Annotated in this window: 1 rRNA gene; it reads left to right on the top strand. The window is 47.8% G+C overall.

Features of this window, described 5'->3' with window-relative positions:
- Window positions 1–2 precede the first annotated feature (2 nt).
- Window positions 3–255, top strand: a 23S ribosomal RNA gene (locus F8197_RS28355); the annotation flags it as partial.

Raw genomic sequence — 255 nt, forward strand, 5'->3', positions numbered from 1 at the left:
GATTACAGGCGATGAAGGACGTAGTAGCTTGCGATAAGCTGCGGGGAGCTAGCAAACAAGCTTTGATCCGCAGATTTCCGAATGGGGAAACCCGGCCTTTTAGGTCATTGCATGCTGAATACATAGGCATGCAAAGCGAACGCGGCGAACTGAAACATCTAAGTAGCTGCAGGAAAATAAATCAACCGAGATTCCCAAAGTAGTGGCGAGCGAAATGGGAAGAGCCTGTACGTGATAGTCGATTGAATAGTGGAA

This window comes from Duganella sp. FT27W (assembly GCF_009295655.1).
GTDB classification, from domain to species: domain Bacteria; phylum Pseudomonadota; class Gammaproteobacteria; order Burkholderiales; family Burkholderiaceae_D; genus Rugamonas; species Rugamonas zoogloeoides.